General features: G+C 33.1%; 26 protein-coding genes and 1 tRNA gene. 15 read left to right on the forward strand and 12 right to left on the reverse strand.

The annotated features are described in order from the left end of the window. The first annotated feature begins 10 nt into the window (after positions 1-10). The 9 genes from BUC09_RS00215 to BUC09_RS00255 all read left to right on the forward strand — a co-directional run bounded on the left by BUC09_RS00215 (position 11) and on the right by BUC09_RS00255 (position 10,725). On the forward strand, positions 11-583 hold the full coding sequence (locus tag BUC09_RS00215) for a DUF3109 family protein (RefSeq protein ID WP_073307533.1): 573 nt from the start codon (positions 11-13) through the stop codon (positions 581-583). Between the two features lie 277 nt (positions 584-860). Continuing rightward, positions 861-1,838 (forward strand): ribonucleotide-diphosphate reductase subunit beta, encoded by a 978-nt coding sequence (locus BUC09_RS00220; protein WP_073308988.1) that lies wholly within the window; start codon positions 861-863, stop codon positions 1,836-1,838. A 192-nt stretch (positions 1,839-2,030) separates the two neighbouring features. Further along, positions 2,031-4,454, forward strand: coding sequence for a ribonucleoside-diphosphate reductase subunit alpha (locus BUC09_RS00225; RefSeq protein ID WP_073307535.1), 2,424 nt, complete (start codon positions 2,031-2,033; stop codon positions 4,452-4,454). A gap of 383 nt (positions 4,455-4,837) precedes the next feature. Next, complete coding sequence (locus BUC09_RS00230; RefSeq protein ID WP_073307537.1) at positions 4,838-5,242, forward strand: hypothetical protein; 405 nt, start codon at positions 4,838-4,840, stop codon at positions 5,240-5,242. A 32-nt stretch (positions 5,243-5,274) separates the two neighbouring features. After that, positions 5,275-5,730 (forward strand): hypothetical protein, encoded by a 456-nt coding sequence (locus tag BUC09_RS00235; RefSeq protein WP_073307539.1) that lies wholly within the window; start codon positions 5,275-5,277, stop codon positions 5,728-5,730. A gap of 74 nt (positions 5,731-5,804) precedes the next feature. After that, positions 5,805-6,029 (forward strand): hypothetical protein, encoded by a 225-nt coding sequence (locus BUC09_RS00240; RefSeq protein ID WP_073307541.1) that lies wholly within the window; start codon positions 5,805-5,807, stop codon positions 6,027-6,029. Then, on the forward strand, positions 6,026-6,469 hold the full coding sequence (locus BUC09_RS00245) for a GNAT family N-acetyltransferase (protein WP_073307543.1): 444 nt from the start codon (positions 6,026-6,028) through the stop codon (positions 6,467-6,469). Before BUC09_RS00240 ends, BUC09_RS00245 begins: the two co-directional genes overlap by 4 nt. A gap of 62 nt (positions 6,470-6,531) precedes the next feature. After that, the gene (locus BUC09_RS00250; RefSeq protein WP_073307545.1) at positions 6,532-7,872 is read left to right on the forward strand and encodes a deoxyguanosinetriphosphate triphosphohydrolase; all 1,341 of its coding nucleotides are present in this window, start codon (positions 6,532-6,534) and stop codon (positions 7,870-7,872) included. Between the two features lie 87 nt (positions 7,873-7,959). Continuing rightward, positions 7,960-10,725 carry a T9SS-dependent M36 family metallopeptidase gene (locus BUC09_RS00255; RefSeq protein WP_073307547.1) on the forward strand — a complete coding sequence of 922 codons (2,766 nt, stop codon included), beginning with the start codon at positions 7,960-7,962 and terminating at the stop codon, positions 10,723-10,725. Between the two features lie 51 nt (positions 10,726-10,776). On the opposite strand, the gene BUC09_RS00260 is transcribed toward BUC09_RS00255, so the two are convergent. Further along, positions 10,777-12,552: a 1-deoxy-D-xylulose-5-phosphate synthase gene (locus BUC09_RS00260; RefSeq protein WP_073307549.1), complete on the reverse strand. Its 1,776-nt coding sequence runs from the start codon at positions 12,550-12,552 to the stop codon at positions 10,777-10,779. 38 nt (positions 12,553-12,590) lie between these two features. On the opposite strand from BUC09_RS00260, the gene BUC09_RS00265 reads away from it, so the two are divergent. Then, a complete protein-coding gene (locus tag BUC09_RS00265; RefSeq protein ID WP_073307551.1) occupies positions 12,591-13,031 on the forward strand; it encodes a nucleoside deaminase in 441 nt (146 codons plus the stop codon). Between the two features lie 84 nt (positions 13,032-13,115). On the opposite strand, the gene BUC09_RS00270 is transcribed toward BUC09_RS00265, so the two are convergent. Beyond that, a complete protein-coding gene (locus tag BUC09_RS00270) occupies positions 13,116-13,313 on the reverse strand; it encodes a cold-shock protein (protein ID WP_073307553.1) in 198 nt (65 codons plus the stop codon). Between the two features lie 124 nt (positions 13,314-13,437). After that, a complete protein-coding gene (gene aspS / locus BUC09_RS00275) occupies positions 13,438-15,189 on the reverse strand; it encodes an aspartate--tRNA ligase (RefSeq protein WP_073307554.1) in 1,752 nt (583 codons plus the stop codon). A 194-nt stretch (positions 15,190-15,383) separates the two neighbouring features. On the opposite strand from aspS, the gene BUC09_RS00280 reads away from it, so the two are divergent. Then, entirely contained in the window at positions 15,384-15,731 is a 348-nt protein-coding gene (locus BUC09_RS00280; protein ID WP_073307556.1) for a toxin-antitoxin system YwqK family antitoxin, read from the forward strand. A 100-nt stretch (positions 15,732-15,831) separates the two neighbouring features. Here BUC09_RS00280 and BUC09_RS00285 read toward each other — a convergent pair. Then, positions 15,832-15,913 (reverse strand) — tRNA-Leu (locus BUC09_RS00285). A gap of 180 nt (positions 15,914-16,093) precedes the next feature. On the opposite strand from BUC09_RS00285, the gene BUC09_RS00290 reads away from it, so the two are divergent. From BUC09_RS00290 to BUC09_RS00300, 3 genes are all read left to right on the forward strand, one after another. Further along, positions 16,094-17,482, forward strand: a complete 1,389-nt coding sequence (locus BUC09_RS00290) for a dipeptidase (RefSeq protein ID WP_073308990.1) — start codon at positions 16,094-16,096, stop codon at positions 17,480-17,482. A 5-nt stretch (positions 17,483-17,487) separates the two neighbouring features. Then, a complete protein-coding gene (locus BUC09_RS00295) occupies positions 17,488-18,039 on the forward strand; it encodes a class I SAM-dependent methyltransferase (protein WP_073307558.1) in 552 nt (183 codons plus the stop codon). A 63-nt stretch (positions 18,040-18,102) separates the two neighbouring features. After that, on the forward strand, positions 18,103-19,671 hold the full coding sequence (locus BUC09_RS00300; protein ID WP_073307560.1) for a flavin monoamine oxidase family protein: 1,569 nt from the start codon (positions 18,103-18,105) through the stop codon (positions 19,669-19,671). Positions 19,672-19,712: 41 nt separating this feature from the next. Here BUC09_RS00300 and BUC09_RS00305 read toward each other — a convergent pair whose 3' ends face one another. Continuing rightward, on the reverse strand, positions 19,713-20,531 hold the full coding sequence (locus BUC09_RS00305) for a hypothetical protein (RefSeq protein ID WP_073307562.1): 819 nt from the start codon (positions 20,529-20,531) through the stop codon (positions 19,713-19,715). Between the two features lie 260 nt (positions 20,532-20,791). Here BUC09_RS00305 and BUC09_RS00310 point away from each other — a divergent pair, with 260 nt between their 5' ends. Then, positions 20,792-21,892 carry a DUF4407 domain-containing protein gene (locus BUC09_RS00310; RefSeq protein ID WP_073307564.1) on the forward strand — a complete coding sequence of 367 codons (1,101 nt, stop codon included), beginning with the start codon at positions 20,792-20,794 and terminating at the stop codon, positions 21,890-21,892. A gap of 68 nt (positions 21,893-21,960) precedes the next feature. Here BUC09_RS00310 and BUC09_RS00315 read toward each other — a convergent pair whose 3' ends face one another. From BUC09_RS00315 to ruvC, 7 genes are read right to left on the reverse strand one after another with little or no spacing between them, the layout of a single operon-like run. Further along, positions 21,961-22,689 carry a PH domain-containing protein gene (locus BUC09_RS00315; protein ID WP_073307566.1) on the reverse strand — a complete coding sequence of 243 codons (729 nt, stop codon included), beginning with the start codon at positions 22,687-22,689 and terminating at the stop codon, positions 21,961-21,963. Positions 22,690-22,743: 54 nt separating this feature from the next. Continuing rightward, complete coding sequence (locus BUC09_RS00320; protein ID WP_073307568.1) at positions 22,744-23,109, reverse strand: MmcQ/YjbR family DNA-binding protein; 366 nt, start codon at positions 23,107-23,109, stop codon at positions 22,744-22,746. Positions 23,110-23,115: 6 nt separating this feature from the next. Beyond that, entirely contained in the window at positions 23,116-23,466 is a 351-nt protein-coding gene (locus BUC09_RS00325) for a bleomycin resistance protein (RefSeq protein ID WP_073307570.1), read from the reverse strand. Continuing rightward, entirely contained in the window at positions 23,463-24,227 is a 765-nt protein-coding gene (locus tag BUC09_RS00330) for a cyclase family protein (RefSeq protein WP_073308992.1), read from the reverse strand. Before BUC09_RS00330 ends, BUC09_RS00325 begins: the two co-directional genes overlap by 4 nt. Before the next feature lie 11 nt (positions 24,228-24,238). Then, positions 24,239-25,372: a radical SAM family heme chaperone HemW gene (hemW, locus tag BUC09_RS00335; RefSeq protein ID WP_073307572.1), complete on the reverse strand. Its 1,134-nt coding sequence runs from the start codon at positions 25,370-25,372 to the stop codon at positions 24,239-24,241. 35 nt (positions 25,373-25,407) lie between these two features. Beyond that, complete coding sequence (locus tag BUC09_RS00340) at positions 25,408-26,262, reverse strand: DUF6252 domain-containing protein (protein ID WP_073307574.1); 855 nt, start codon at positions 26,260-26,262, stop codon at positions 25,408-25,410. Positions 26,263-26,313: 51 nt separating this feature from the next. Further along, complete coding sequence (gene ruvC, locus BUC09_RS00345; protein ID WP_073307576.1) at positions 26,314-26,868, reverse strand: crossover junction endodeoxyribonuclease RuvC; 555 nt, start codon at positions 26,866-26,868, stop codon at positions 26,314-26,316. Positions 26,869-26,874 lie beyond the last annotated feature (6 nt).

A 26,874-nucleotide genomic window follows, 5' to 3' on the forward strand; every position in this document is an offset into this window, starting at 1 on the left:
AAAGGACAAAATGTTTCAATTAGGGAAAACCATAGTATCTGAGGATATTCTTGAAAAAGAATTTGTGTGCAATTTAACTGCATGCAAAGGAGCTTGTTGTGTAGACGGAGATGCCGGCGCACCACTCTTAGAAGAAGAAACAGCTATTTTGGAAAAAATATACCCTACTATAAAACCATTTCTTCGTCCTGAAGGTATAGCAGCAATTGAGGAGCAAGGTACTTGGTTGAAAGGAAAAGATGGAGATTTAGAAACTCCACTAATAGACAATAAAGACTGTGCTTATGTTATTTTTGACAAAGAGACAGCGCTTTGCGGTATCGAACAAGCTTACAATCAAGGGCTAATTGACTGGAAAAAACCCGTTTCTTGTCACTTATACCCAATTCGTGTTAAAGAATTTAGTAGTTTTCAGGCTGTTAATTATGATCGCTGGGATATTTGCTCTCCAGCTTGTTCTCTTGGAAAAGAATTAGAAGTTCCTGTTTATAAATTTGTAAAAGAAGCCTTAATTAGACGTTTTGGCATTGAGTGGTACGAAGAATTAGAAAAAGTAGCCAAAGATTTACAATCTGGAAAATAGATAAAAAACAATTAATCTTCTAAGGCAAAATTTCATCTTTTTAGAGTAATCTTCAAGGCCTTATTTTACAATACTTTCAGAAAAATACAATTTTTAAAATATTGATTTTCAGTATTTTAAATTAAAAACTTTGCGAGACCCTTATTTTACTGAGTTGTTAAAAACTCAAGCTAATTGTGAATAACTATGTCTTTCATTTTTGATTTCAAATTCGAATCTTTGTAAACCCCAATCGTTACAAAAATCAAAATTTTAAATCTCTAATTTTCAAATGGCTATGGCTACTATTGAACCTATTTTACAAGAAAACAAAAACCGTTTTGTGATTTTCCCGATCAAACATCATGATATTTGGGAATGGTACAAAAAAATGGAGGCTAGTTTTTGGACTGCCGAAGAAATCGATTTGCATCAAGACTTGTCAGATTGGAACAATAAATTAAATGATGACGAAAAATATTTTATAAAACACATTTTAGCATTTTTCGCAGCATCTGATGGTATTGTTAATGAAAACTTAGCTGAAAACTTTGTAAACGAAGTTCAATATCCTGAAGCAAAATTTTTCTATGGTTTCCAAATCATGATGGAAAACATTCACAGCGAAACGTACTCTTTATTAATTGACACTTACGTAAAGGATGACAATGAAAAGAATGAATTATTCAATGCTTTAGACGTATTTCCAGCTATCAAGAAAAAAGCAGAATGGGCTTTAAAATGGATTGAATCTGATTCATTTGCTGAACGTTTAATTGCCTTTGCTGCCGTAGAAGGAATCTTCTTTTCAGGAGCATTTTGTTCAATTTATTGGTTAAAAAAACGTGGCTTAATGCCAGGATTAACATTCTCTAATGAATTAATTTCTCGTGATGAGGGTGTTCACTGTGACTTTGCTGTACACTTACACAATCATCACTTAATGAACAAAGTTCCTACAGCTAGAATTAGAGAAATCATTGTTGATGCATTAAACATCGAAAGAGAGTTTATTACAGAATCTCTTCCAGTGAGTTTAATTGGAATGAATGCTACATTAATGACTCAATACTTAGAGTTCGTTGCTGATAGATTACTAGTAGAATTAGGTTGTAATAAAGAATATAATTCAACAAATCCTTTTGATTTCATGGATATGATTTCATTACAAGGAAAAACAAATTTCTTTGAAAAACGTGTTGCTGAATACCAAAAAGCTGGTGTTATGAACAATGACACTGAAGCTAACAAAATTAGTTTCGACGCCGATTTTTAATATAAACTAAAGGTGGTTTCGAGAACCTCAACCACCAAAATCATCTGAGGTTCTCGCGTTGTCTGAGGCTCTCGAAGACAACATTCACAATAAAACGCATAAAAAGTCGGGAGACTTGCGTTATTATCAATAAAATCAAATAAGAACCCGAAGATAGAGAAGGGATTGTCTATTTTCAAAAAACTAACATTTATGTACGTTGTAAAAAGAGATGGCCACAAAGAGCCAGTAATGTTTGACAAAATCACAGATAGAATTAAAAAACTATGCTATGGTTTAAATGACATGGTAGATGCTGTAAAAGTAGCTATGCGTGTTATTGAAGGATTATATGATGGAGTAACCACTTCGGAGCTTGACAATCTTGCTGCCGAAACTGCTGCATCAATGACTGTTACGCATCCAGATTATGCACAATTAGCTGCCCGTATTGCTATTTCTAATTTGCACAAAAACACCAACAAATCGTTTTCAGAAACGATGAATGAAATGTTCCATTATGTAAATCCTAGAACCAATCAGGAAGCACCTCTTTTATCAGAAGAAGTACACAAAGTAATTATGGAAAATGCGGAGTTCCTAAACTCGCACATTATCTACAATCGTGACTTTAATTACGATTATTTCGGATTCAAAACTTTAGAGCGTTCTTACCTATTAAAAATTAATGGTAAAATTGTAGAACGCCCTCAACATATGTTAATGCGTGTTTCGGTGGGAATTCACTTAAACGACTTAGAATCGGTGATTGAAACATACGATTTAATGTCTAAAAAATTCTTTACCCACGCGACACCAACTTTATTTAATGCAGGTACTCCAAAACCACAAATGTCATCATGTTTCTTATTATCAATGCAAGATGATAGTATTGACGGAATTTATGACACGCTAAAATCAACGGCTAAGATTTCGCAATCTGCTGGAGGTATCGGATTATCTATTCACAACGTTCGTGCTACTGGATCTTACATTCGTGGAACTAACGGAACATCTAACGGAATTGTTCCAATGTTACGTGTTTTCAATGACACCGCTCGTTATGTAGACCAAGGTGGAGGAAAACGTAAAGGTAGTTTTGCCATTTATTTAGAAACTTGGCATGCTGATATTTTCGATTTCTTAGACTTGAAAAAGAATACCGGAAAAGAAGAAATGCGTGCCAGAGATTTATTCTTTGCGATGTGGACTTCCGATTTGTTTATGAAACGTGTTCAGGAAGATTCTACTTGGACCTTGATGTGTCCTAACGAATGTCCGGGATTATACGACGTATATGGTGATGAGTTCGAAGCATTATACACTTCATACGAAGCACAAGGCAAAGGAAGAAAAACCATCAAAGCACGTGAATTATGGGAGAAAATCTTAGAATCTCAAATTGAGACTGGTACTCCTTACATGTTATATAAAGACGCGGCGAACCGTAAATCAAACCAAAAGAATTTGGGAACGATTCGTTCATCAAACTTATGTACTGAAATTATGGAGTACACTTCGGCTGATGAAATTGCCGTATGTAACTTGGCTTCGATTTCGTTACCAATGTTTATTGAAAACGGAAAATTCAACCACGATTTATTATATAGTGTAACCAAACGTGTGACTCGCAACTTAAATAAAGTAATCGACCGAAACTACTACCCAGTAAAAGAAGCCGAAAACTCTAACATGCGTCACCGTCCAGTTGGATTAGGTGTTCAAGGTTTAGCCGATGCTTTTATCTTATTGAGAATGCCTTTTACCAGCGACGAAGCAAAACAATTGAATCAGGAAATCTTCGAAACGATGTATTTCGCGGCAGTTACTGCTTCGATGGAAATGGCAAAAGAAGAAGGACCATACTCTTCATTCCAAGGATCTCCTATTTCACAAGGAGAATTCCAATATAACCTTTGGGGAATTCAAGATTCTGACTTATCAGGGCGTTGGGACTGGGCTTCACTTAGAAAAGAAGTAATGGAGCACGGAGTACGTAACTCGCTATTAATGGCACCAATGCCAACGGCTTCTACATCACAAATTTTAGGAAACAACGAAGCTTTTGAACCATATACTTCAAATATTTATACAAGAAGAGTACTTTCGGGGGAATTCATTGTAGTAAACAAACATTTACTAGAGGATTTGGTAAAAAGAGGATTGTGGAACGAAGATTTAAAACAACAAATCATGCGTCATAACGGTTCGGTACAAAATATCGATGCCATTCCACAGGACTTGAAAGAATTATACAAAACAGTTTGGGAAATGTCAATGAAAGACATTATCGATATGTCACGCCACAGAGGTTATTTTATTGACCAATCACAATCTCTGAATTTATTCATGGAAGGAGCAACTTATGCAAAACTAACTTCTATGCATTTCTATGCTTGGCAGTCAGGATTAAAAACTGGAATGTATTATTTAAGAACCAAAGCGGCTGTAGATGCAATCAAGTTTACTTTGAATAACGACAAAAAAGAAGAACCAGTTGTTATAAAAGAAGAAGCACAAGCTATCACTATGGAAGTGGTTGCCGAACCTGCTCCAATGAGCGCCGAAGAATACCGAGCTATGATTGAACTGGCTAAAAATGCCGGTCCTGAAGACTGCGAAATGTGTGGGTCATAGAAAAAGTTTATATAGAACATTTTTTATATCGATTCTTTCTATTATCTTTGTAATAATTAAAGGCTTCTATTTAGAAGCCTTTTTATAGAATTTTAACCTTTAATTTAATGCTGAGGTAAAAAAAGAAAATAAAAAAAGGGACATCTGTGAGACATCCCTAACTTGGAAACTTAAATGATTAAAGCTTGCCGGCCATTAATTTTAAGTTATAAAGATGATGAGGTTACCTCACCTACTTTTTTCATACACCAAATGTAGAAAATCGAAATCTTCTTTCCAAGTTAAATTTTCACAGAATTTAAAACAGTTAATATTTTAAAACTAAAATCCAATCTTTATAAGGGATTGAGAAAAGTTATCAACAATTAAATTCTTAATTTACAATGGTAAAAATCGAAATTTATCGCTTTTCAATATTAAACAAAGCGAAAGAACAGCAGGTACTAAACTTCTACAATGAAGAAGAAGATTTATTAAACACAATGAATGATTTTTGTGCTTACATTAACAAAAACATAAGAGATTATATTGATAGTCAAGGTAAATACAGAACATTTACACTCGATGGCGTTCAAAAATTAAATCATAACAACAGAACAATTTCGGGTTATTTTGACTCGTCTTACACGGGTGAAAAAGGAAAATTAAAAGATAGAGCGACGAATGAAAAAATTATCGACATTAAAGCTGATAATTTAGTTTCAAAGCGCTTTTTCTTTTTGATATACATACCTAAAAATTCAAAGTATGGTTATTTAATTGTTAAAGAAAAGAAAATCATGGTGTAAAAACAATTTTCAGTTCGGCTTTTAATAACTTCATGAGAAATAAAGGGGTTTCAAATTATACTTTAGAATTAAAGCAAGCTCCACCTAGATACTTCTTGAAGAATCATCTAGAAAATGGCAACTTAAAAGAAGTAAGACTTGTTAACCAAAATCCAACAGAAAAAAATATTGGTTTTGGTAAAGAAGAGAGAATATTTAAAGTTTCAAACGGTTCAAATAGCAATCATTTAAAAGGAATTCTTCTACAACTATTTAATAATATGGAATTAAACGAATATTCTAAAATTCCATTTTTAGATAAAGGCGAATTTGACGAGATTGCTTTTGTTCTAGGCTACAATAAAAGCTGCAAAACATTTTATATAAAGAATAAAGAGAAAATTAGATCAAATATCGATGTTAGTAGTCTAATTATCTATAAAGACAATGAGCCAACGTTTGAATCTATGATTCAAATATCTCTTGAGCTATTAAAATTTGCAGCATAATTTCCAAGCAGCCATCTCCCGATGGCTGTTTTTTTTTGTTAACAAATACGTATCTTTGAAGGAAATAAAAAATTATGTCAAAAGATAAAAAAGGAGTGTATACAGGAGCTATAGAACAAGATGCAGATGGAAATTATTTCTGTGGCGAATTCTTGTTGGATTATCAATACACTGCCAAAAACTTTAAAATTGGTGATATTGTCAATCTAAAAACTGTAATTGAAAATCCTAGCGATAAAAGCTACGATAAATACCCTAAAAAATCAAGCAACTTCTTTTTAGCCAACGATAAAAAATGAACCTTGTAAAGACCAATTCTGATAATCTAGATTTCAAAAAACTATCTGCCCTCTTTGATGAATATTTAGTTGATATTGATGGAGATGAAAGAGAATTTTTTGCCTTCTACAACAATGTCGTACTAGAAAATGTATTGGTTATTTACGAAAATGAACAAGCTGTTGGCTGTGGTGGATTTAAAAAATACGATGACACCACTGCTGAAATTAAGCGAATGTTTGTGCACCCAAACCACAGAAACAAAGGAATAGCTCGCATAATTCTAACCGAATTAGAAAACTGGGCAACAGAAAAAGGATTTACTTCCTATATTCTTGAAACCTCACCAAAACTAACTAGCGCAGTTTCTTTATACCAAAAAACAGGCTATCATCTTATCCCAAATTACGGTCAATACGTTGGGGTTGAAAATAGCATTTGCATGAAAAAAGATAGCTAAAATCACTATCTTCGACTTCTTTAAAAAAATTATTCTAAAATTTAGAAAAATACAATCCTATGATGAACTGGGAACAATTGCTGTCATTAAAACGTCAAGGCGACACAAGTAAAAGATTACGAAAAGAACAAGATGAAACTCGTTTAGGATTCGAGGTAGATTATGACCGTATCATTTTTTCGGCAGCTTTTAGAAGTCTTCAAGACAAAACACAAGTTATTCCGTTATCAAAAACAGATTTCGTTCACACTCGTTTAACTCACAGCTTAGAAGTTTCTGTTGTGGGGAGATCATTAGGAAGATTGGTTGGAAAAAAAATTTTAGAAAAGCATCCACACCTTAAAGAAATCCATGGTTATCAGGCCAATGATTTTGGAGCTATTGTAGCCGCAGCTTCATTAGCACACGACATTGGCAATCCGCCATTTGGACATTCAGGCGAAAAAGCTATTGGCGAATATTTCTCCATTGGCAACGGACAAAAATATAAAAGTCAATTGACTGAGAAAGAATGGCAAGATTTAATCGATTTTGAAGGAAATGCCAATGGCTTTTCGGTAGTAACAGGAACCAGACCAGGCGTCGAAGGAGGTTTACGTCTCACTTATGCCACTTTAGGAGCTTTTATGAAATATCCTAAAGAAAGTCTTCCTAAAAAACCGACTCAAAATATAGCCGATAAAAAATATGGTTTCTTCCAGCAAGACAAAACCTTTTTTAAAGAAGTTGCCAATGAACTTGGTTTAATTCCAAACAAAACAGGGAATGATATTGGCTACGAAAGACATCCACTAGCCTATCTTGTAGAAGCTGCTGATGACATTTGCTATACCATTATTGATTTTGAAGATGGAATTAATTTAGGTTTAGTTTCTGAAGATTATGCCTTAGAATATTTAATAAAACTCGTAAAAGATTCTATCGATTCATCAAAATATAAAGCGCTTACTACTAAAGAAGATCGAATAAGTTATTTAAGAGCTTTAGCTATAGGAAGCTTAATTAATGACGCTGTTCAAGTATTTATAGAAAATGAAGAAGCAATTTTAAAAGGTCTGTTTCCATTTGCACTTACAGATAAAAGTAAATACAAAGCCCAGATGAATGACATCATTAAGCTTAGTGTAAAAAATATATATCAAAGCAGAGAGGTGATAGAAAAAGAAATTAACGGTTACCAGATCATAAATAATCTTTTAGATAAATTCATTACTGCCTATAATAACAAAGCAGAAGGAAAAACTTCAAATTTTGATAATCTTTTACTTAAAATCCTACCTGAAAAACATCACATCGATAAAGAAACTCTTTACGAACGACTTTTACATATTTGTCATTTTGTTTCTATGCTTACTGATGGAAATGCTTTAAAATTTAACAAAATAATTAGTGATAATAAATAAAAAACAGAAATAACTCAATATTTAACTATCATAATTAGTACAAAATCATATATTTGCAAAAATTAATTCAACTATAACTTATACTTTATGAAAAAAAATCTACTTATGTCACTTTGTGCTGGGTTTGGATTTTTTGTTTCTGGTTTTTCTCAATCAAATGGTGAGATTATTCAAAGATACATTAATGCTAACGCACAAAAGTATCAACTAAACAACCAAGAATCAAAAGATTGGAATCTTGAAAACATCACGAGCTCTGAAACAACAGGTATTGAAAATTGTTATATTAAGCAGTCTTACCAAGGAATTGATATTTTTCAATCATATATTTATTTTTGGATAAAAGACAAACAAGTTATAAACAACCCTTCTGGTTTTATTTCTGAATTATCTTCAAAAGTAAATACAGTCCAACCTCAGTTAAATGTTGTTGAAGGTTTTTCAAGAGCTTTAACACAACTAGGAGAAGCTAATTTCAATTCAAATATAATTGAAAATCAAGGCAACAAATACAAATTAAGCAATGGTCTACTTTCAGAAGATCCAATAAATGCTAAATTAGTATATTATCAAACTACCGAAAAAAGCTTACGTTTAGCATGGAGTTATGAATTTTACAATCAAAGCAATGATCATCTTTGGTATGTTCAAATTGATGCTCAAGATGGAAACATTTTAGAAAAAAGGGATTTGGTTTTAAGATGTAATCATGAAGTGAAAAATCATTCTGGTCATAATCATATAAAAGAATTAGATTCAGAGTTTCAAAATAATTTCTTCAAAACTGAAGCAAAATCTACTTTCTTGACCCCCGGAACAACAAACTACAGAGTTATTCCTTGGAATTACGAAAGTCCAAATCATTCTGCAAGACAGTTAATCACTAATCCTGAAGCTACAACAGTTTTAGCCCCTTCTACACTTGCTGCTTCACCAAATGGATGGCATAACTCAAACAACACAATTGGTGGGGGAACTACACCAACACAATTCAACTCAACAAGAGGAAACAATGTAAATGTATATTCTGACTTTAATGACATTGATTCTCCAGGTAGTCCTGCCACTTACACTAACTCTTCAACAGGAACTTATCCAAACCTAACATTTGATTATCCATACAATGGAACTGGAACATCTCCTAAAACATACGTAAACGCCGCAAATACAAACTTATTCTACATGAATAACATAATGCATGATTTATGGTATCAGTATGGTTTTAATGAAGTTAATAGAAATTTTCAAACTTCTAATTATGGGAGAAAAATTGACCCAAATAATCCTAACAATGCTAATTATGGAGGTAACGATCCTGTAAATGCAGAATCTCAAGATGGTTCATTTTTAGCAACTCCAACTTACAATAATGCAAATTTTGCCACTCCTGGAGATGGTTCTAGACCTAGAATGCAAATGTTTCTTTGGACAAGTGGAAGAAAATTCTCTAATTTAACTGTTACTAGCGGTTCTTTGTCAGGAACATCTTATCAAGTAATTGAAAATGCTTTCAATGAAGGCCACATACATTTACCCATTGCTCCTTCGGCACTAACCGGAACACTTCAATTAGTTAATGATGGAAGTCCGGACACATCAGACGCTTGTACTGATACTACAACAGGAGCATCCCTACCTGCTGGTTCAATGACAGGTAAAATAGCAGTAATTAGAAGAGGTTCTTGTCCTTTTAATTTAAAAGTAAAAGCTGTTCAAGATGCTGGAGCTATAGCTGCAATTATTGTAAACAATACAGCTGGAACTATTTCAATGGCAGGTGATAATCCAGCAATAACAATTCCTGCTGTAAGTATTACACAAACAGAAGGTGAAGCATTAATTTCAGCTATATCAAGCGGAACCGTTAATGTTAGCTTATCATCCGTTGACTCTTATGCTTACGCAGATGGTGATTTTGATAATGGTATCATTGCTCACGAGTACGGACATGGAATTTCTACTAGATTAGTTGGCGGAGGTAATGCATTAGCTTCACCTGAACAGCCTGGTGAAGGATGGTCAGATTGGTTTTGGTTAATGATGCAAATTAAACCAGGAGATACTCGTAATGATGCTAGAGGAATTGGCACTTTTGCAGTTGGACAACCAACAAATGGTGATGGAATTAGAGAATACAGATACTCTACTGACATGGCTGTGAATCCACATACTTTTGGAGATACTAACAACCAATGGTATACAGACAATGGTGTTGACTATGTAAATGTTCATGGCTTAGGATCAATATGGGCAGTTATGCTATGGGATTTAGCATGGAATTATATCGACAAATATGGCTATAGCTCAAACATCTACAATGGTACTGCTGGAAATAACAAAGTAATGAGACTAGTTGTGGATGCATTAAAACTTACTCCTGCAAATCCAAGTCTTATTGACTGTAGAAATGCAATAATAGCAGCTGATCAGGCTAGTACTGGCGGACAAGACTACTGTATGATTTGGAAAACATTTGCTAGAAGAGGAATGGGGGTTAACGCTTCATCAGGAACTAACTCTGGTATTGCTGGAGTTCAAGATCAGGTTGAAGACTTTACTGAGCCAGCACCTGGACCAAATTGTACACTTAGTGTAAGTCAATTTGACAACAGCGATAAAATTACCATTTACCCTAACCCTTCTAATGGTTTAGTAAATATTAAAATTAATAGCTTTATTGGGAAAGCAACTGTTCAAGTTATTGACTTAAATGGAAGAGTTGTTTATTCATTAAACAGTACTGAATTCAATAATGAAAAATCTATTGACCTAAGTCATTTACAAGCTGGTGTTTATGCTGTAAAAATCAGCGGTGATGAACTTAACTATACTAAGAAAATTATTCTTAACTAAATTAATTAAGATGTATTGATATAAAAAAGGCACTCAATTTGAGTGCCTTTTTTATATCATCTTTTCAAAAATCTTTAGCAATGACTGGATGTCTAATCCTGAGTTCTTCTGTAATTCTGCAACAGAACCTTGTTCAATAAATTCATCAAGTATACCTAATTTTTTAATCTTTATTTTAAATTCATTTTCATTAAAAAAAGACGCAACTAAACTTCCAAAACCACCATTAATCACACCTTCCTCAACTGTAATTACTACATCAAATTTCCCTCCAATTTCTATTAATAAACCTATATCTAAAGGTTTTACAAAAGGAAAATGATAATGCGCTAATTTTGAATTATCAGAAACCAATTTAATAGCTTCTATAACGTTATTACCTATTGTCCCAGTAGAAATGACTGCAACTTTACTACCTTCTTTCAGGCAAAACCCTTTACCAATTTCTAATTTTTCGAAAGGCAATTTCCAATTGTCTTTTATAAATCCTCTACCTCTTGGATAACGGATTGCTATTGGATGATTTAATCCTAATTGAGCCGTAAACATTATATTTCTTAATTCTATCTCATTTAATGGAGCATAAATAATTATATTAGGCACACAACTTAAAAAAGCCAAATCAAAAAGCCCATGATGTGTTGCTCCATCTTCACCAACAAAGCCAGATCTATCTAGACAGAATATTACTGGCAAATTCTGCAAAGCCACATCATGAATTACCTGATCGTATGCTCTTTGCAAAAAAGTAGAATACACATTACAGAAAACAATCATGCCTTGCGTTGCCATTCCTGCGGATAATGTAACCGCATGTTGTTCTGCTATACCAACATCGAATGCTCTATCTGAAAATCTATCCATCATGTATTTTAACGAAGAACCCGAAGGCATTGCAGGTGTTACTCCTATAATTTTTTCATTAGTTTCAGCTAATTCAACTAATGTGTGCCCAAATACATCCTGAAATTTTTGGGGTAAACCCTCTTCTTCCTTGGGATATATTTTACCTGTTTCCGGATCAAATTTCCCAGGTGCATGATATTTTACTTGATTTTCTTCAGCTAATTGTAATCCCTTACCTTTGGTTGTAATTACATGAAGGAATTTAGGCCCTTTTACCGCTTTTAATCTTTTTAGTTCCAAAATTAAAGCGTCCAAGTCGTGACCATCAATTGGACCTGAATAATTAAAATTTAAAGCTTTAAAAATATTGTTTTCTTCATGCACATCACCTTCTTTAAAAGAAGCAAGATATTCTTTTAAAGCACCAATGCTTGGATCGATACCAATAGCATTATCATTTAAAATAATCAATAAATTAGCATCAGTAACACCAGCATGATTTAACGCTTCGAAAGCCATTCCCGAAGCAATTGAGGCATCTCCTATTACTGCAATGTGTTGTTTATCGAATTCATTTTTCAAATTAGAAGCTAATGCCATACCTAGAGCTGCAGATATAGAAGTAGATGAGTGCCCAACACCAAAAGTATCGTACAGACTTTCACTTCTCTTAGGGAAACCTGAAATCCCATTAAGATCTCTATTAGTATGAAAAACATCTCTTCTACCTGTCAAAATTTTATGACCATAAGCTTGATGACCTACATCCCAAACCAATAAATCATTAGGAGTATCAAATACATAATGCAATGCAATAGTTAATTCAACAACGCCTAAACTAGCACCTAAATGTCCTTCTTTTTGGGAAATAATTTTAATTATGAAATCTCTAAGTTCTTTAGCAAGAGTTGGTAATTCTGACTCTTTTAGCTTCTTTAAATCCAAAGAAGAGTTAATATTTTGTAGGAGATTGCTTGACATACTGCAAATGTACAATATGAAATTGTATTTTTGTTTTCATGGAAAATATTTTCACTGACGAGTACTTTATGAAAAAAGCTCTGCAAGAGGCAGAAGTAGCCTTTGACCGAGGAGAAATACCTGTTGGAGCTGTTATTGTTGTAGAAAATAGAATAATTGCTCGAAGTCATAACTTGACAGAAATGTTAAATGATGTTACTGCTCATGCTGAAATGCAAGCCATAACTGCTTCGGCTAATTTCTTGGGAGGAAAATATTTAAAAGGTTGTACACTTTATGTGACTCTAGAACCATGTCAAATGTGTGCTGGAGCTTTATACTGGAGCCAAATATCAAAAATTGTTTATGGAGCTTCAGATGAGCATAGAGGATTTAGAGCTATGGGAGGAAAACTTCATCCAAAAACAGAGCTAGTCTCTGGTATCATGGAAAATGAATGTGCTACTTTAATGAAAGATTTTTTTAGAAGGAAAAGATAAAAAAAATTCTTTTTAAAATAAAAAACCACGCCTATTGGCGTGGTGTAACCTTCATTCTGGTAATCAAAAAATACTATATATATATTATTCGATAACTACTACATTAGTAGCAACTTTACCTTTACGACCGTCTTCTTCTGTGAAAGAAACTTTTTGACCTTCTTTTAGTTCTTTACCGTTTGTACCAGTAACGTGAACAAAAATATCTGCCCCTGTTTCATCATCAGTTATGAATCCAAAACCTTTAGATTCAACAAAAAATTTAACTTTGCCTGTGCGCATTCTTTGAAAAAATAAATTAATAATAAATCAAAGATATACTTTTTATCGAGACAAAAAATTTTTGCCAAATTTATTTTATAAAAAAATGTTAATTTTTTTTGTTGTTTAACAAAGAAACTACTATTTATTTAAGATTTAACTTGATAAATAGTTCGTCTAATTGTTTGTCATCAATAACCGATGGAGCATCAATCATTACATCACGTCCCGAATTATTTTTAGGAAAAGCAATGAAGTCACGAATCGTTTCCTGACCTCCAAGAATAGCCACTAAACGATCTAATCCAAACGCTAAACCACCATGAGGAGGTGCTCCATATTGAAAGGCATTCATCAAGAATCCAAACTGATTTTCAGCTTCTTCTTTTGTAAACCCTAATAATTCGAACATTCTTGCTTGTAAATCTTTATCATGGATACGAATTGACCCTCCGCCTATTTCATTTCCATTCAATACCATATCATAAGCATTCGCTCTTATCTTTCCTGGCTCTGTAGTAATTAAATGAATATCTTCTGGCTTAGGTGATGTAAATGGATGGTGCATTGCATGATATCTTTCACTATCTTCATCCCATTCCAATAATGGAAAATCAACCACCCACAATGGCGCAAACTCATCTGGTTTACGTAAACCTAAACGAGTTGCCACCTCCATACGAAGTGCGCTTAATTGAGAACGAGTTTTATTTGCTGGTCCCGATAAAACAAAAATAATATCTCCAGGATTTGCTTTGGTAGCTTCTGCCCATTTTTTCAAATCTTCTTGATCGTAAAACTTATCTACTGAAGACTTTAAGCTTCCATCAGCTTCATATTTACAGTACACCATTCCTAAAGCACCAACTTGAGGTCGTTTTACCCAGTCAATCAAAGCATCAATTTCTTTACGAGTATAAGCAGCTCCGCCTGGCACAGCAATTCCGACTACTAATTCTGCCGAATTAAATACACCAAAATCTTTATGCTGAGCTACGGCATTCAATTCACCAAACTCCATTCCAAAACGGATATCTGGTTTATCATTACCATAGGTTCTCATAGCATAATCGTATGTGATTCTTGGGAATTTATCTACTTCAATCCCTTTTATTTCTTTTAACAAATGACGTGTTAAACTTTCGAACATATTTAAAATATCTTCTTGTTCAACAAAAGCCATTTCACAGTCAATTTGAGTAAATTCAGGTTGACGGTCAGCACGTAAATCCTCATCACGGAAACATTTTACGATTTGGAAATATTTATCCATTCCTCCTACCATCAATAATTGCTTGAATGTTTGTGGAGATTGAGGTAAAGCATAAAACTGACCAGCATTCATACGTGAGGGCACTACGAAATCGCGAGCTCCTTCTGGTGTTGATTTAATTAAATATGGTGTTTCAACTTCACAAAAACCTTTAGCCGAAAGGAAATTTCTAACTTCCATTGCTACTTTGTGACGAAACAACAAACTGTTTTTCACTGGATTACGACGAATATCTAAATAACGATACTTCATACGCAACTCCTCTCCTCCATCTGTTTCGTCTTCTATTGTAAAAGGAGGCAAAATAGCTTGATTTAATACTGTTAACTCTGAAACTAAAATTTCAATATCACCAGTAGCCATATTAGGATTTTTAGATTCGCGCTCAATAACAGTACCTTTAACCTGAATTACAAACTCACGTCCTAATGTTTTTGCTAATTCAAAAACTGCTTTATCAGTTCTACTTTCGTCAAAAATTAACTGAGTAATACCATAACGATCTCTTAAATCAACCCAAACCATAAAGCCTTTATCGCGAGATTTTTGAACCCATCCAGCTAGGGTAACTTCTGTATTGATATGCGAAACGTTTAATTCGCCACATGTATGACTTCTGTACATTATATTAAAATTTGAGTGCAAATTTAACCAATTTACCACAAGTTAAAAGCTAGTCAAAACAATTATTTATCATTCCTAAAAAGATTTCCAATGTTAAATTTTCATCCAATGTTATGAAATTGTTAAGCAATAGTTTTTTTAATGTAAATATTTTTCTATATTTGAAATATAATTGTAACCTAAATCCCTAAACTATGAAAAAGATTATCACATTATGCGCGTTAGTTTTCTCAGGTATTGTAATGGCTCAAACTATAGAACCTAAATATGAAATTGAAGGAAACTTAGTTAAAGCTACTTACTACAATGACAATGGAACAGTAAAACAAGAAGGTTTTTACAAAGATGGTAAAGTTCATGGCAAATGGGTTTCTTTTGATGAAAACGGAGTAAAAATTGCTATGGGAGAATATAAAAATGGAGAAAAAACTGGTAAATGGTTTTTTTGGGACAAAAACACACTTAATGAAGTTGATTACAATGACAGTCGTGTTGCTGAAGCAAAAAAATGGTCACAAGGAACATTAGTTCACAGAAACTAAATATCAACCATATTCTTACTTATAGAAAAACCCTTTCAAATGAAAGGGTTTTTTGTTTTCAATACATAAAAAAAGCCCAAACTTTCGTTTGAGCTTTTTGTGCGGGTGATAGGACTCGAACCTACACGCCTTGCGGCACCAGATCCTAAGTCTGGCACGTCTACCAATTTCGCCACACCCGCAGGGTTTAGAAACAGTAATTGTTTCAATAAGTGGGTGCAAATATACACATTTATTTTAAAAACCAAATTGCAAATTCAAAAATTGAACAAAATTTTAATTTATTATAAAAATTGAAATTTGGAATTAAGAAATTGGCCCCTCAATTTGCTATCTTTGAAATTCTATATCAAAAAAACACAATGGAAAATATTAAACAATACGTTCAAGAAAATAAAGAACGTTTTTTAAATGAATTAATCGATTTATTAAAAATACCTTCAGTAAGTGCCGATAGCGCTTATGCTCAAGACGTAATTGATACTGCAAATGCTGTAAAAGTAAGTTTAGAAAAAGCTGGGTGTGATATTGTTGAACTTTGCGAAACTCCTGGCTACCCAATTGTTTACGGTGAAAAAATAATAGATCCAAGTTTACCAACAGTTTTAGTATACGGACACTATGATGTACAGCCAGCGGATCCAATTGAATTATGGGATTCACCTCCTTTTGAACCAGTAATTAAAAAAACAGACTTGCATCCTGAAGGAGCAATTTTTGCTCGTGGTGCTTGTGATGATAAAGGACAAATGTATATGCACGTAAAGGCATTTGAATATATGATTCAAAATAAATGTTTGCCTTGTAACGTGAAATTTATGATTGAAGGTGAAGAAGAAGTTGGATCTAAAAGCTTAGGCTGGTTTGTAGAGAGAAACCAAGAAAAACTAGCTAATGATGTGATTTTGATTTCAGACACTGGTATGATTTCAAACCAACAACCATCAATCACAACTGGTTTACGTGGTTTAAGCTACGTAGAAGTTGAAGTTACTGGCCCTAACAGAGACTTACACTCTGGATTATACGGTGGAGCTGTAGCAAACCCAATTAATGTATTAACTAAAATGATTGCTTCTTTGCACGATGAAAACAACCACATTACAATACCTGGTTTTTATGATAAAGTAGAAGAACTTTCATTAGAAGAAAGAGCTCAAATGGCAAAAAGACCATTCAGCCAAGAAGCATACAACAAAGCACTTGATATAGCCGAAGAATATGGTGAAACAGGCTACACAACAAATGAAAGAAACTCAATTCGTCCTACACTAGATGTAAACGGAATCTGGGGTGGTTACACTGGAGAAGGTGCAAAAACAGTTATTGCAAGTAAAGCTTATGCTAAAATTTCAATGCGTTTAGTACCAAATCAAGACTGGGAGGAAATCACTGAATTATTCAAAAAACACTTTGAAAGTATTGCTCCAAAGGCTGTAAAAGTAAAAGTTACTCCTCACCATGGAGGGCAAGGATATGTAACTCCTATTGATGGTATTGGCTATCAAGCTGCTGCCAAGGCCTACAATGACTCTTTTGGCGTAGAACCAATTCCAGTACGCTCTGGAGGAAGTATTCCAATCGTTGCTTTATTTGAAAAAGAATTAAAATCAAAAACCATAATGATGGGATTTGGACTTGATAGCGATGCTATCCATTCTCCTAATGAACATTACGGAATTTTTAACTACTTAAAAGGAATCGAAACTATTCCATTATTCTATAAATACTTTACTGAAATGAGTAAATAAATTCAGTGAGTAAGAAAAAATTTATATCAGAAGTATTAAAATCTACAGGAACTATAGGCGCTTTGTCGCCTAGTTCCTCTTTTTTGGCTAAAAAAATGTTGGAACCCATAAATTTTAGTCAATCGCAATGTATTGTAGAATTTGGTCCAGGAACAGGTGTTTTTACAAAAAAACTATTAGAGAACATGCGCCCAGACGCAAAACTTTTAGCCTTTGAAATTAATCCAACATTCATAGAAGAACTAAAACAAATTAAAGATGACCGTTTAGTTTTGATTAACAACAGTGCTGAAAAAATAGAACTTTATCTTAAAGAGCATGGATTCTCTTCGGCTAACTATATAGTTTCATCGTTGCCTTTCACCATGATCCCCGATGAAGTTGTTCATAGTATTTTAACTAATTCTGACAATGCACTTTCTGAAAATGGAAAATACATTCAGTTTCAATATTCATTGAATGCCAAAAAAAAATTAGAAGGATATTTTAGCGAAGTTAGCATCAACTTCACCCTATTGAACTTACCTCCTGCTTTCGTATATATCTGTTCAAAATAAAACAAAAACACCCTTTGTCTTTTCCTCAATTTTTTTAAGTTTGCTCCACCAAACAAACACAAAATGAAAAAGACAATTTGTATTGCTGGAGGCGGAATCTCTGGACTTTACAGCGCACTTCAACTGAGTGATTTAGATTACAACGTTATTCTTCTTGAAGCTTCTGAAAATCATTGGGGCGGACGTATTGAAACTACGGTTCTTGAAAATTTTATTACAGAATGGGGACCAATGCGTTTTGAGACAAAATTACAACCTAAGTTTGGCAAATTAATTGACGATTTAAAAATTGAGCTTCTGCCGTTTAATGGTCCGCAAGCAAATCCTTCACAATTTCCTCAATACGATCTTCCGTTACAAGAGCAAAATTTAAATGCTTTAGACTTATTACGCAAAGGCATTTTATTAATGATGGGTAAAAATCCTAACAACCCTCTTGATTTTGGTTGTCAAAACTGGATTGATAGCTTAACTGAAGAAGATTTCAGAATCATGCGTAAGGAATCCAAACTCAATGGAAAACCTATGTGGAAAATGGGTTTTTGGAACGCTTTAAGTGAAGATGGAATTTTATCACACCAAGCCCTAATGAAAATTAGAGACACTGGTACTTTTTATCATATGATTCCTGATAATTTAAATGCTATAGAATGGGTTATTTGGTGGTTAAGAGCTTTTAAAACAGACGGCCAAATTTTGGCCACAATAAAAAAAGGAACAGATGAAATCACTAAGCAAATGTTACTAAAACTTCAAGAAAGAAAAAACGTAACACTTATTAATGGTGCCAAATTAATTTCCTTTAAAAGCATTAATAAAGACCAGGTTGAAGCAGCTTACACCAAGAAAGAGGAAAAATTAACTCTTGAAGCAGACCATCTATTATTGGCGATGCCTCAATATCCCCTAAAGAAACTAAACCACTCTTTACCAGAAAAAATACGAGAACAATTAGACAGTGTAAATGGATTTGCCATGACTAAGGTATTTTTCATTCTAGACAAACCTTGGTGGGAATACAATCAATCACCTCAAGCAAGAGCAAATCGAATGCCAACTCGTGAAATTCATTACTTCCGCAGATCAAAAACCAATGATTTTGATGGTTACGGAATGATTCTATTATACACTGACAAACCTGCAACAGAATTTTGGAACTATTACATAGAAAATAGAAACAAGCATGAATTTGCAGAAATAAACAATAACGACGAAATCAAACAACAGTTTGCTAATTTTATGTCAAAAGATGTTTATCGATCGTTACAAGGAAATGAGGCAATGTCAACCACCGGTTTACAACTTACTAAAGAAGCTTTATTGAAATACGCCAATATGAGTTTGACTGAAATTAAAGATGATATTGAAAAATCGATAGTTTCATACGGTATTCGTGACTGGTCATGTGCTCCTTATGGCGCTGGAAATCACTGCTGGAGACCAGGTGTAAAATCATGGGAAATTCAAGAACAATTCAAAGCTTTTGCTTTAGATAATTCTGAAGCAAAAAACATCCATATTATTGGGGAAGCTTATTCAGATTATACCGGTTTTATAGAAGGCGCTATCAATTCATCCGATTGGGCCCTTGAAGAAATCACCGGAAAAAAGATGACTATCAATTTTAGTTAAAAAACAAAAACCTCAAAGCATTATCACTTTGAGGTTTCTTTTTATTTCTGAAGGCCAACTTCATTTCTATAAATATAATCTCCGTGATTTGGCGAAAAATACTTATTCATTTTTTTATCAAACTCTTTCATTTTGGACTCATCTTTCCAATAAGCTTTAGCTAGTTCGTCATCTTTTGCCCAAGCTTTTTCGATATCTCCCAAACTATCGTAAACGAATACTTCAACAAATTCACCTCCTTTAGAGCCCCATGCATGAGCGTAAGTATAATAAGCCTTAAGTAAATCGTTTTTATTTATCAAATTATCCATTACCTCTTTAAACATGGCATCAAATTCCTTAGTGCTACCTTCTTTATTGTCTGCAAAAGCACTTTTTCTAACATAATAAACCAACTGTTTATCAGGAATTTTTGCTAACATTTTTCGATTTGGTAAAACTGTATAAATTTCATCCGAATGTCCTTCTGAGTAGAAAGTCGCTCTTTTATCAAAAAAAGCCTTCCTTGCTTTCTCATCTGGCCAAGCCGCTTTAACTAATTCATTTTCTTTTTCCCAAGCTTTATCAATAGCTTCCCAATTTTCATATACCTGTACCAAGAGAATTTCAGTGTTATCTTCAGTAAAAAAGTGAGTCAAAATATTATGTCTTAACACTAACGGATTCTTCATGACCACTTTGTCAAAATACTCTTTTTCAATTTTAAGCCAATCTTCTCGCTTTAAATCAGGATTAGAAGTATTTCTGTGTAAAGTAGTTACTGTTAAAAAGCGAGGTACTGCTTCTTGAGCAATTGTGGGATTTATGCTTCCTAAAAAAAACAGGAACAGCCCCAAAAGTTTGTAATGAATTGCTTTCATAATTTCAAAAATTAAAAGTTTATAAAGAAGTAAAACTTGTTTTTGAAACCAGAAATACGTGGATTTTTAAGAACATACTAAATAGTTGTACAAATTTACAATAATTTTAATTTAAAATTCTGATTATCAGTAGAATATAAATAACTAGCTTTGCCATTTCAAGTCATTATTGTTTTATAAGTCGAAATAAATCAATGATTTAGATATAATTTATTTTTTTGGTCTTAAATTTGCTGTATCATCAATCAAAATCAATCATCATGTTAAAACGTTTTTTTATTCTGTGCTCTGGCGCAGATAGAGAGTTACTAGACTCTTGCAGTGAAGGCGAACAAACTAAGTATGTTGGAATTGGCGCTACAGTATTTTTTACCGCAGTCATGGCATTTTTAGCGAGTGCTTACGCATTGTTTACAGTATTTGACAATCCTTATTATGCTGTAGCTTTTGGAACTGTTTGGGCATTACTTATTTTCAATCTAGACCGCTTTATTGTTTCAACCATTAGAAAGAGAGACAATTTATTAGCAGAACTTGCACAAGCTTCTCCCCGAATTATATTAGCAATGATTATTGCCATTGTTATATCAAAACCCTTAGAAATCAAAATTTTCGAAAAAGAAATCAATACAGTTCTTTTAAAAGAAAAGAATGCCATGGCAATTGCCAATAAAAATCAAGTTACCAATTTCTTTAAGGGTGATGTAACCAAAAATCAAGGAGAAATTGACAGTATTAAATCGAACATAAAAGCTAAAGAAAAAGAAGTGGCCGATTTGTATCAATCCTACATTACAGAGGCTGAAGGTTCTGCTGGAACTAAAAAAATGGGTAAAGGACCTATTTACAAGGAAAAAAGAGAGGCTCATGATTTGGCCTTACGTCAACTGGATTCTTTAAAAGCCAATTCTTCTAAAACCATTGCCGATAAAGAAGCCAGAGCAAAGACTTTACAAGCCGATTTAGACAAAAAAGTAGCCGATTCTAAACCTATAATAGACAATTTTGATGGATTAATGGCAAGGATTAATGCCTTAGGAAAACTTCCTTTATTACCTTCTCTTTTTATAATGTTGTTGTTTTTAGCTATCGAAACATCACCTATTATTGCTAAAATGTTATCACCTAAAGGTGAGTATGACTTTAAATTAGAAGACAACGAAACTGCCTTGAAAACTCATATTGAACAAAACAACTTTCAACGTGCTTTACAAAAAGATACTGATGCCATGATTTATGACAAAGTGTATGAAGACATCAGGTCAGACAAAGAATTGTACGATTACAAGAAAAGATCTGCAATTGAAATATTAAAACTTCAATCTGACAGTTACGTTGCAAAACAAAAAAGTGTTATGTAACTAAAATTAAAAAGGCATTAGATAATCTAATGCCTTTTTCTTGTTTATAATTTAAGAGATTACATATATTACATATACTGTAAAACCTCAGCTTTTAAACGGTCATATTCTCCCTGAAGAATTAATCCGTTATCTAATAATTTTTTATAATTCTGAAGTTTAGCAAATAGCTCTTCACTACTCATTTCACTTAATTTTCTTTCACCAGAATTAGTTGGTGTATTTTCTACTTTCTCTTCAATAATTGGTTCGTTAATTACTGGAACTGAAGGCATGATTTCAGCAAATGAAGTTACTTCTTCAACTTCAACCTCTTCCACAATTTCTGCAGGATATTCTTCTTCAACGGCTGATGGAGTTTCTATAACAGGAGCTGTTTCAATAGTAGTTGTTGCTTGCGGATTTTTCAATAAATCCATTTGCTCTTTAGCAAAAGTATATAGCTTTCTAGCTTGATTTTTAGGCAAATAATCTACTGTATGAGTTAATTCAGTTTTTGTTGAAAAAGTAAAATCAGAACCTAAAATTCCTTCTTTCACAAACGTTCCTCCTATTTCATCCCAATTAAAGTCAATAAACTCCATAGATAAGCCTAAATTTTTAGGTTTACATAAGATGATGCGTTTATTAGTAACTACTATACTATCAGGAAAAACTGTAATCGCTGGTTTTTTTTGTACAGCAATGTAACCAACTTCCTCGTTAGTCATCAATAAATTCTCAAGCTTAGCCGTAATTTTCTCAATCGCTTTTGGGTCTTGGTCTTCGTTTAATATTTTCTTTAAATTATCAATCATAATTATTGTTTATTATTTTTTGCGCTTACAATAGCATCAAAAGTAATGCCTAAATTAAGAATTTATTACTTCAGCTTGTAATTTCTTTGTTAAACTTTTAAACACTAAATCGTATGAATCGTTAATCAATTCCAGCATCATTTTATCAGAAACGTCTTTATGAAAATCGACAGTATTCCAATGTACTTTACTCATGTGATAACCTGGTCTTATTCCATCATATTCAGCGCGAAGTTCTTCCGCTTTTTCTGGATCGCATTTTAAATTTAAAGAAGGATTTCCTTTTTCCCACTCCTGCAAAGATGTTAAGCAAAACATTTTCTCTCCCACTTTAAAAACCAAAGTATCTTCATCAAAAGGGAAATGCTCTGTAACTCCTTTTTTTGACAAACAAAACTCATAAAGTTGCTGTATATCCATCTTATTTTATATTGATTGCCCAAAAGTTAGCAAAGTTCCATTAGGATCAATTATCGAAAATTCTATTTGGTTCCATGGTTTCACTTCAAGTTTTCCATTGGGATGAATTTCAATATTTTTCTCTTCCAATTTTTTATAAAATTCATCAATTTTATCTTCTAACCGAATATAAATCATAAAATCTGATTTCATTGGATTCAAATTTTGATAGGCAAATAAATGAATTTCCAAGTCATCCTTTGAAATAATACAATAATCGTCATAATCTGAATTCAAAACAAAACCTAATTTTTCATAAAACTCAATTGTTTTGCTTTTATGAATAAAAGGCAGCTTAGGAATAATTGCTGTTATCATATTTTATATAAAATTGGCTTACTAGGGCTTGCATCATTTTCAAACGAAGCAACTTGAAGATTTAGTATATAAGATCCATCTTCAATTGCATCATTCACATAAACTAACTCTGTAATAGTACAATCGATTCTGGCGTCTTCATTAAGATGATTCACGTCTTTTACATTCCAAAATGCTTTATGTGCTAATAATTTTCCTTCGTCATGCTCTCTGTCGACACTTGGCAAATCTATCAATAAATGTTGAATACCTTTTTCGCGGATAAACGTTGCTGCTTCTTCCAATAGATAAGGCCAGTTTGTATTTGAATATTTCTTTGAAGTTTTTTCCGGTGAATTCGGTAATGTTCTAATTATAATTGCTTCTGGCGATTTATCTTTTAAAGCATCAACAATTTGCGCTTTAGTGATTACAAAATCTTCTCCTTGTGCTTCTGGCTGAACCGAAATCACTTCTGCAGTAAAAAAGAATTGCTTTAAACATTGATTGATACTATAGAAGTCTATTGTGATATGCCCCAGACATTCGGTATGCGTACCATGTCCGTGAGGGTTAAAAAAAATATTATTGAAATTTGTTGAAGAACTTCCTTCTGAAACTTTACCAACCCAATCACCAAATCGAACAGGTTCTATTTCTGGTTTTTCGATATACCAGGCAATTGGATTTTGTTCAGTATTAGAAATTGGCAATGAAATATCTAAAGGCTTTGATAAATCTATTTTAAAAATCTGATTTTGGTGTTGAATTTCTGCAATCACTTTGAAATTATTTATTCCAAATTTAACCAAAAAAGATCTGATGCAATTCCGTCACAAAAGAATTTTCCTTTTTTTGTAGTTTTTAGAATATTACTTTCAATAATCAGCTTTTCATCATCCAAAAATCGTTGTGCATTTTGAAGTAAATATTCAAGATAGTCTTTACCAAATTCCTTTTCTATTATTTCTAAAGAAACACCCCAAACGGTTCGCAAACCTGTCATAACATATTCGTTATATCTGTCAGTAATAGATAATGTTTCGACTTCACTCGGCAATTTAGATTCTTGCATCGATTTGATGTACAAGGAATTATTAGAAACATTCCAACTACGATTTATTCCATCATAACTGTGTGCCGATGGACCAATGCCAATGTATTTTTTACCCAGCCAGTACGCCGAATTATTTTGAGAAAAGTAATTTGGTTTACCAAAATTTGACAATTCGTAATGAACAAAACCATTAGCTTCGAGTTTGTCCACCAACATTAAAAACTGTTCATGAGCAACTCCATCATCAAGCGCTGGAATCTCTCCTTTTTGAATCATTTTTTCTAAAGCTGTTTTATGCTCGACAGTTAATGCATAGCTTGATATATGAGGAATATTTAAATCAAGTAATATTTGAATATTCTCTAACCACTTTTCATTTGTTAGTCCAGGAATTCCATAAATCAAATCGACCGAAATATTGTCAAAATATTGAACAGCTAATTCAAGACATTTTTTGGCTTCATTTGCATTATGGGCACGATTCATCAACTTTAAATCTTCTTCAAAAAAAGACTGTACTCCTATTGATAATCTATTTACTCGAGAAGCTGCTAGTTCTTTAATCCGTTTATCATTTAAATCATCAGGATTGGCTTCTATAGTTATCTCGGTATTATCTGAAACTTTATAATTGGCATAAACCTCATCGATTAAATGATTTAAATCCTCTGAAGACAATATAGAAGGTGTACCACCACCAAAATAAATAGTTTCTACTAGTTCACCTTTAAATTCATTTTTTCGTAAAACAAGTTCTTTGGCCAAAGCCAAAACCATTGCATCACTTTTCTTCAATGAGGTTGAAAAGTGAAAATCGCAGTAATGACAAGCCTGCTTGCAAAATGGGATATGAATATAAATTCCTGCCATAAAAAAGGGCAGATAAACTGCCCTAATATTTAATATTATTGTGCTCCTTCTTTAAAAGTACCATTTGTAATTGTAACGGTAGATCCGTTTGTTGGATGTGTTGCCGTTAAGCTGAACGTTCCTTGTGCCAATATTGAAGCTTGAGTATAAGTAATAGTTCCCGAAACATTGTACTCTATTTCCTCATGTGTTACTGGGTCATATTTTGAAAACGAGATTCTATTACTTGCGGAATTATTCGAAAAATTAAATGTTCCTGTTTGAAGAGATGAATCAGGATAAACAATTCCAATAATATACTCACCTCCGTTTTGTTCGTACAAAGTCATTGTACTACCGTTCCCAGAAGCATATTTTTGAATACCATACCAATCTTGTCCATTTATTTTAGCGTAGGTTCCAATACCACTGATAGGTGGTGTTACTGATGTATAAGGAATTTTAAACGAACCACTAACTGTATTAGTTGCTGAAGTATGATCGTATTCATCTTCGTATAACTTACCACTAAAATTAACCTTGATTGTTTTATTAGTTGTATTTAATTCAACTAATTGAAAAGTAAAAGTACTATTACTAAAATATGCAAACGAACCTGAAGTAGGTATTGTACTCGATGGAGTATTTGGATGAGTAAAAGCCTCATATAAATTACCGTGAGCATTAAATTTTAAAGAAATCCCAAGACCATCAGGCGTATCTCCCGAAACTTCAATAAAATCTTCTTGTTTAATAGCAACCCAGCTATTAACTGTTTTTGCTTGACCATTATAGGTTAAGTTAAAATAATCAGCTGAGTTATCTGTTGTGTCATCACTTGAACTATCAGAAGAACAAGAAAACAAAGAAACTGCTATAAATAATACAGCAAAGAATTTAAACATTTTCATAAGCAGGTTTTAATTTTTTTGCAAATATATTCTTATTTCTCAACAGTAAGGTTATTTTTTTATTCTTCCTTCGTTTTGTTTCACAAAGGCATCCCAACCAGAATAACTTTTACCAATCTCTACTCTTCCCGAATTAAAAAAATGGCAAACAGCTGCTGCCAAACCATCCGTAGAATCTAGGTTTTTAGGCAACTCTTTTAATCCTAATAATTGCTGAAGCATTTTTGCGACTTGTTCTTTACTTGCATTTCCGTTTCCTGTAATTGCCATTTTAATTTTCTTAGGCTCATATTCTGTAATTGGAATTTGCCGTGATAAACCCGCAGCCATTGCAACACCTTGTGCTCTTCCAAGCTTCAACATTGATTGCACGTTTTTACCAAAGAAAGGTGCTTCAATAGCAATTTCATCAGGATGATAGGTGTCGATTAACTCAATAGTTCGTTCAAAAATTCGTTTCAAACGCATATAGTGATCATCCATTTTGTTTAATTGCAATTCATTAAGTTGGACAAATTCCATCTTTTTATTGACTACTCGAATGAGTCCAAAACCCATAATTGTGGTACCTGGATCAATTCCTAATATGATACGTTCGTTTGACACTCTTTT

This window comes from Flavobacterium terrae, from assembly GCF_900142035.1.
Lineage (GTDB): Bacteria > Bacteroidota > Bacteroidia > Flavobacteriales > Flavobacteriaceae > Flavobacterium > Flavobacterium terrae.

What these genes read in the sequence shown, in the direction of transcription:
- BUC09_RS00250 (WP_073307545.1), top strand. Translation starts at nt 6,532, where the DNA reads ATGAACTGGGAACAATTGCTGTCATTAAAACGTCAAGGCGACACAAGT.
- BUC09_RS00230 (WP_073307537.1), top strand. Translation starts at nt 4,838, where the DNA reads ATGGTAAAAATCGAAATTTATCGCTTTTCAATATTAAACAAAGCGAAA.
- BUC09_RS00240 (WP_073307541.1), top strand. Translation starts at nt 5,805, where the DNA reads ATGTCAAAAGATAAAAAAGGAGTGTATACAGGAGCTATAGAACAAGAT.
- BUC09_RS00300 (WP_073307560.1), top strand. Translation starts at nt 18,103, where the DNA reads ATGAAAAAGACAATTTGTATTGCTGGAGGCGGAATCTCTGGACTTTAC.
- BUC09_RS00320 (WP_073307568.1), bottom strand. Translation starts at nt 23,109, where the DNA reads ATGGATATACAGCAACTTTATGAGTTTTGTTTGTCAAAAAAAGGAGTT.
- BUC09_RS00215 (WP_073307533.1), top strand. Translation starts at nt 11, where the DNA reads ATGTTTCAATTAGGGAAAACCATAGTATCTGAGGATATTCTTGAAAAA.
- BUC09_RS00225 (WP_073307535.1), top strand. Translation starts at nt 2,031, where the DNA reads ATGTACGTTGTAAAAAGAGATGGCCACAAAGAGCCAGTAATGTTTGAC.
- BUC09_RS00290 (WP_073308990.1), top strand. Translation starts at nt 16,094, where the DNA reads ATGGAAAATATTAAACAATACGTTCAAGAAAATAAAGAACGTTTTTTA.
- BUC09_RS00220 (WP_073308988.1), top strand. Translation starts at nt 861, where the DNA reads ATGGCTACTATTGAACCTATTTTACAAGAAAACAAAAACCGTTTTGTG.
- aspS (WP_073307554.1), bottom strand. Translation starts at nt 15,189, where the DNA reads ATGTACAGAAGTCATACATGTGGCGAATTAAACGTTTCGCATATCAAT.
- BUC09_RS00310 (WP_073307564.1), top strand. Translation starts at nt 20,792, where the DNA reads ATGTTAAAACGTTTTTTTATTCTGTGCTCTGGCGCAGATAGAGAGTTA.
- BUC09_RS00245 (WP_073307543.1), top strand. Translation starts at nt 6,026, where the DNA reads ATGAACCTTGTAAAGACCAATTCTGATAATCTAGATTTCAAAAAACTA.
- BUC09_RS00235 (WP_073307539.1), top strand. Translation starts at nt 5,275, where the DNA reads ATGAGAAATAAAGGGGTTTCAAATTATACTTTAGAATTAAAGCAAGCT.
- BUC09_RS00255 (WP_073307547.1), top strand. Translation starts at nt 7,960, where the DNA reads ATGAAAAAAAATCTACTTATGTCACTTTGTGCTGGGTTTGGATTTTTT.
- BUC09_RS00340 (WP_073307574.1), bottom strand. Translation starts at nt 26,262, where the DNA reads ATGAAAATGTTTAAATTCTTTGCTGTATTATTTATAGCAGTTTCTTTG.
- BUC09_RS00280 (WP_073307556.1), top strand. Translation starts at nt 15,384, where the DNA reads ATGAAAAAGATTATCACATTATGCGCGTTAGTTTTCTCAGGTATTGTA.
- BUC09_RS00265 (WP_073307551.1), top strand. Translation starts at nt 12,591, where the DNA reads ATGGAAAATATTTTCACTGACGAGTACTTTATGAAAAAAGCTCTGCAA.
- BUC09_RS00325 (WP_073307570.1), bottom strand. Translation starts at nt 23,466, where the DNA reads ATGATAACAGCAATTATTCCTAAGCTGCCTTTTATTCATAAAAGCAAA.
- BUC09_RS00305 (WP_073307562.1), bottom strand. Translation starts at nt 20,531, where the DNA reads ATGAAAGCAATTCATTACAAACTTTTGGGGCTGTTCCTGTTTTTTTTA.
- BUC09_RS00270 (WP_073307553.1), bottom strand. Translation starts at nt 13,313, where the DNA reads ATGCGCACAGGCAAAGTTAAATTTTTTGTTGAATCTAAAGGTTTTGGA.
- BUC09_RS00260 (WP_073307549.1), bottom strand. Translation starts at nt 12,552, where the DNA reads ATGTCAAGCAATCTCCTACAAAATATTAACTCTTCTTTGGATTTAAAG.
- hemW (WP_073307572.1), bottom strand. Translation starts at nt 25,372, where the DNA reads ATGGCAGGAATTTATATTCATATCCCATTTTGCAAGCAGGCTTGTCAT.
- BUC09_RS00315 (WP_073307566.1), bottom strand. Translation starts at nt 22,689, where the DNA reads ATGATTGATAATTTAAAGAAAATATTAAACGAAGACCAAGACCCAAAA.